This is a genomic window from Bacillus sp. JJ722, from assembly GCF_036963345.1.
Taxonomy (GTDB): Bacteria; Bacillota; Bacilli; order Bacillales; family DSM-1321; genus Bacillus_AD.
The window spans coordinates 1-4,958 of record NZ_JBALMO010000156.1 but is presented as its reverse complement, the minus strand read 5'-3'; the positions used below and the strand labels follow the sequence as shown (position 1 = coordinate 4,958).

The window sequence follows — 4,958 nt, the reverse complement described above, 5'->3', positions numbered from 1 at the left end:
AAGCGTCAGTAAGAACCCGGTTCGTTCAACTAATAATCGGTGGGGATGGACGACACCTCTACCGTTTAAAGTTTCACTTTATAGCATCTAGGGGGGTTAGGGGATGAATTTAAGATTTACAGAAGAACAAACGATGATGAGAAAGATGGTTCGCGATTTCGTTCAAAATGAAGTGCAACCATTTGTAGAAAGAATGGAACAAGGGGAGTTTCCTAGAGAACTTATACAAAAGATGGGTGAATTAGGATTAATGGGAATTCCTATTCCTGAGCAATATGGTGGAGCTGAAATGGACTTTGTTTCTTATATCATCGCAATCAATGAGATTGCTAGAGTGAGTCCAACATTAGGAGTTATTCTCTCTGTACACACATCTGTAGGTACAAATCCAATACTCTATTTCGGCACAGAAGAGCAGAAACAGAAGTATGTGCCTAAGCTTGCTTCAGGTCAATATTTAGGAGCATTTTGTTTAACGGAGCCAGGTGCTGGTTCAGATGCAGCTGGTTTAAAATCTCGCGCTGAATTACAGGGAGACCATTATGTTATTAACGGCTCTAAAGTATTTATAACAAACGGCGGAGAAGCAGATGTATATATTGTTTTTGCTTCCACTGATATCGAAAAGGGAAGTAAAGGTGTGTCGGCGTTTATTGTTGAGAAAGATACACCAGGCTTTATTGTTGGTAAAGATGAGCACAAAATGGGGCTGCATGGATCACGTACAGTTCAGCTTACATTTGAAAATATGAAAGTGCCAAAGGAGAATCTTTTAGGTTCTGAAGGAGAAGGCTTTAAGATTGCAATGGCCAATCTAGATGCAGGAAGAATTGGTATTGCTGCACAATCGTTAGGAATTGCTGAAGGAGCTATGGAACATGCCGTTGCTTATAGTAAGGAACGCAATCAATTTGGTAAACCAATTGCAGCTCAACAAGGTATTGGTTTTAAGTTAGCTGAAATGGCAACGAATATTGAAGCAACAAGATTACTTGTGTATCAAGCAGCTAGCTTGCGAGCAGCTAATTTACCGAGTGGTAAAGAAGCTTCTATTGCGAAATTATTCGCATCTAAAACGGCAGTAGACGTATCTATTGAGGCTATTCAAGTATTTGGTGGTTATGGTTATACGAAGGAATATCCTGTTGAAAGATATTTCCGCGACGCGAAAGTAACAGAAATTTATGAAGGCACGAGTGAAATTCAGCGATTGGTTATTTCAAAATTTTTAACTAAATAAAAAATAGATAAAAATGAAGGTGGGGAATTGTAATGAATTTTAAATTAACTGAAGAACACGAAATGATTCGTAAAATGGTCCGTGATTTTGCACGTAATGAAGTAGCACCTACAGCAGCAGAGCGTGATGAAGAAGAAAGATTCGACATGGATATCTTCAAAAAGATGGCTGAGTTAGGGTTGACTGGTATTCCATGGCCGGAAGAATACGGTGGGATTGGTAGCGATTATTTAGCATACTGTATCGCAATTGAAGAATTGTCTCGTGTATGTGCTTCTACGGGGGTAACTCTGTCAGCTCACACTTCATTAGCAGGTTGGCCAGTATATAAATTCGGTACAGAAGAACAAAAGCAAAAATATCTTCGTCCAATGGCACAAGGTGAGAAAATTGGTGCATACGGTTTAACTGAGCCAGGTTCAGGATCAGATGCTGGTGGCATGATTACAACTGCTAAGCTTGAGGGTGATGAGTACGTATTAAATGGTTCAAAAATCTTCATAACAAACGGTGGAATTGCAGATACTTATGTCGTATTTGCATTAACAGATCCAACTTCTAAGCAAAGTGGTACAAGTGCATTTATCGTAGAAAGTACATTCCCAGGATTCAGCGTTGGTAAGAAAGAACAAAAATTAGGTATTCGTTCTTCCCCAACAACTGAAATTATTTTCGAAGAATGCCGCGTGCCGAAAGAAAATCTTCTTGGAAAAGAAGGAGAAGGTTTCAAAATCGCAATGATGACACTTGATGGTGGTAGAAATGGTATTGCTGCACAAGCTGTTGGTATTGCTCAAGGAGCTCTTGATGCAGCTGTTGATTATGCAAAAGAACGTGTTCAGTTTGGTAAACCTATTGCGGTGCAACAAGGTATTGGCTTTAAGCTAGCTGATATGGCTACAAACATTGAAGCAGCACGTCTATTAACTTATCAAGCGGCATGGTTAGAGTCAGAAGGCTTACCTTATGGTAAAGAGTCTGCGATGTCTAAACTATTTGCTGGTGACACAGCAATGAAAGTAACAACAGAGGCTGTGCAAGTATTTGGCGGATATGGTTATACGAAAGATTATCCTGTTGAACGTTACATGAGGGATGCAAAAATTACGCAAATTTATGAAGGAACTCAAGAGATTCAAAAGCTTGTGATCTCTAGAATGATTACGAAAGATTAATGAAAGTATAAAGCCATCGCATAACGATTGGATGGATTATTCCTTAAGAAGATATATAAATGGCAGTATGAAGAGTGGAAGAGTGCGAATATTCAAGTTTTAAAGCGCTTTTTTCTCTTCATCTTCCATTTGAAAAAAACTTATTCCAATGGGGTATGGATTAAGTGATATGGTTTTAAAGGATGGTGTAGTAATGAGGCGAAGAGAAGTCCAGGCATCCGTTAAAGATGAACTGCTAATTAAGAAAAGGCGGAATCAAATGATTAAGGGTGCGGTTTCGCTTTTTAAAGAGAAAGGATTTCATCGGACAACGACAAGAGAAATTGCAAAAGCATCTGGATTTAGTATTGGGACTCTCTATGAATACATTCGCACAAAGGAAGATGTACTTTATCTAGTTGTCGATCGAATCTATGATGAGGTTAAAGAGAGGCTAGAGCGAGATCTAGCTGGTGCAGAAGGAACACTTGAAAGCTTAAAGCTTGGGATAGCGAATTACTTCAAAGTGGTTGATGAAATGCAAGATGAAGTTCTTGTTATGTATCAAGAAGCAAAGTCGTTATCCAAAGATGCGTTACCGTATGTACTGAATAAAGAAATAGAAATGGTTTCGATGTTTGAACGTTTAATTCGTAATTGTAATGAAAATGGAGAAATAAAAGTAAGAGAGGAACAAATTAAGATGGTCGCACATGATATTTTTGTTCAAGGGCAAATGTGGGGCTTTAGAAGATGGGCACTTCGAAATTTGTTCTCTATTGAGGAATATATTGAAGTCCAAACCAGTTTACTAGTAAACGGTTTAATCAATAATTCTTAAGGCGAATTAGAATTACAGTAATATGGGGGGAACGACATGAATACGGTTGAATTATACAAGCCAAAAAATCATATTCGTTTTATTACGGCGTCTAGTTTGTTTGATGGGCATGATGCTTCAATAAATATAATGAGAAGAATACTGCAAAGTACAGGAGCAGAGGTTATCCATCTTGGGCATAATCGTTCTGTTGAAGAAGTTGTAAATGCAGCTATTCAAGAAGATGCACAAGGTATTGCGATTTCATCTTATCAAGGTGGTCACGTAGAATATTTTAAATACATGTATGATTTATTAAAGGAAAAAGGTGCAAATCATATTCGGTTATATGGCGGCGGTGGCGGCGTTATCGTACCACGTGAAATAAAAGAGCTTCATGATTATGGAATTGCACGAATCTTTTCACCTGATGATGGTCGTGAGCATGGCTTACAAGGCATGATTAACGTTATGATAAAGGAATGCGATGAAGCGTTAAGTGAAGCCTCCTATGAGGAAACGATTGACAGACTTCATACAGGAGACTTCCAAGCTGTAGCTAAACTGATTACGGCAGTAGAGAATCATATTGATGAAGCTGGTGAAAGAGCAGCAACATTAGATTCAACTATGGAAAAAATTAATGAATTACAAAAGAAAATTCCGGTTATCGGTATAACAGGAACAGGTGGAGCTGGAAAAAGTTCATTAACGGATGAATTAATCCGCCGATTCTTAAATGAAATTCCTGATAAGAAGATTGCCATTCTATCCATTGATCCAACGAAGCAAAAAACAGGTGGAGCGCTGTTAGGTGACCGAATTCGGATGAACGCTATTTTCAATAATCGTGTGTATATGCGCAGCTTGGCAACACGTACTTCGAGGAGTGAAGTTTCTCTAGCGTTGAAAGATGCACTCTCTGTAGTAAAAGCAGCAAACTTCGATGTTATTGTTGTTGAAACATCAGGAATCGGTCAAGGTGATGCGGCAATTACCGAAGTATGTGATATTTCACTTTATGTAATGACAAGTGAATTCGGAGCGCCTTCTCAGCTAGAAAAAATCGATATGATTGATTACGCCGATTTAATCGTTATCAACAAGTTTGAGCGTAAAGGATCGGAAGATGCGAAGCGACAAGTGCAAAAGCAGTACCAACGTAGCCGTAATTTTTTTGATAAAGATTATACAGAGATGCCTGTCTATGGAACGATTGCGAGTCAATTTAATGATGCAGGAACTAATGGGTTATTTGCTGCATTAGTTGAATTGATTAATGAAAAGACAGGTGAGAATTGGACGACGTCATTTTCAAAAGATAGCGATGTGGAATTACAAAATGTCATTATTCCAAATGATCGTCGCTATTACTTGAGAGAATTATCAGAAACTGTAAGAAAATATAAAGCGACAGCGAATGATCAAGCTGAGATAGCGCGTAAATTGTTCCAATTAGAAGGTGCTATTGAAGTGGTTAAGCAAAGTGAAGCTAATGAAGAAGTGCTAGCTTCGTTACAATCGCTAAAAGTAAACGTAGAAAACAAATTAACAGACGAATCTAAAAACATACTAAATGGTTGGGATAAGTTTAAAGAAAGCTATCAACAAGATCAGTTAGTTACGGTTATTCGCAATAAAGAAATTGTTACGCAACTTAAGACGAAGAGTCTTTCAGGTTTGATGATTCCAAAGGTTTCTCTACCAAAATATAAAGATTATGGAGATATTTTAACGTGGGTTT

The 4,958-nt window shown here is 38.1% G+C and carries 4 protein-coding genes; all 4 read left to right on the top strand.

The window, feature by feature from the left end:
* The first annotated feature begins 103 nt into the window (after window positions 1-103).
* Window positions 104-1,240 (top strand): acyl-CoA dehydrogenase, encoded by a 1,137-nt coding sequence (locus V7014_RS18245; protein WP_335508985.1) that lies wholly within the window; start codon window positions 104-106, stop codon window positions 1,238-1,240.
* A gap of 32 nt (window positions 1,241-1,272) precedes the next feature.
* Window positions 1,273-2,415: an acyl-CoA dehydrogenase gene (locus tag V7014_RS18240; protein WP_335508982.1), complete on the top strand. Its 1,143-nt coding sequence runs from the start codon at window positions 1,273-1,275 to the stop codon at window positions 2,413-2,415.
* Window positions 2,416-2,608: 193 nt separating this feature from the next.
* Window positions 2,609-3,235, top strand: a complete 627-nt coding sequence (locus V7014_RS18235; RefSeq protein WP_335509030.1) for a TetR/AcrR family transcriptional regulator — start codon at window positions 2,609-2,611, stop codon at window positions 3,233-3,235.
* A 36-nt stretch (window positions 3,236-3,271) separates the two neighbouring features.
* A partial coding sequence (locus V7014_RS18230; protein ID WP_335508981.1) for a cobalamin-dependent protein occupies window positions 3,272-4,958 on the top strand: 1,687 nt, incomplete at its 3' end.

What these genes read in the sequence shown, in the direction of transcription:
- V7014_RS18245 (WP_335508985.1), top strand. Translation starts at nt 104, where the DNA reads ATGAATTTAAGATTTACAGAAGAACAAACGATGATGAGAAAGATGGTT.
- V7014_RS18240 (WP_335508982.1), top strand. Translation starts at nt 1,273, where the DNA reads ATGAATTTTAAATTAACTGAAGAACACGAAATGATTCGTAAAATGGTC.
- V7014_RS18235 (WP_335509030.1), top strand. Translation starts at nt 2,609, where the DNA reads ATGAGGCGAAGAGAAGTCCAGGCATCCGTTAAAGATGAACTGCTAATT.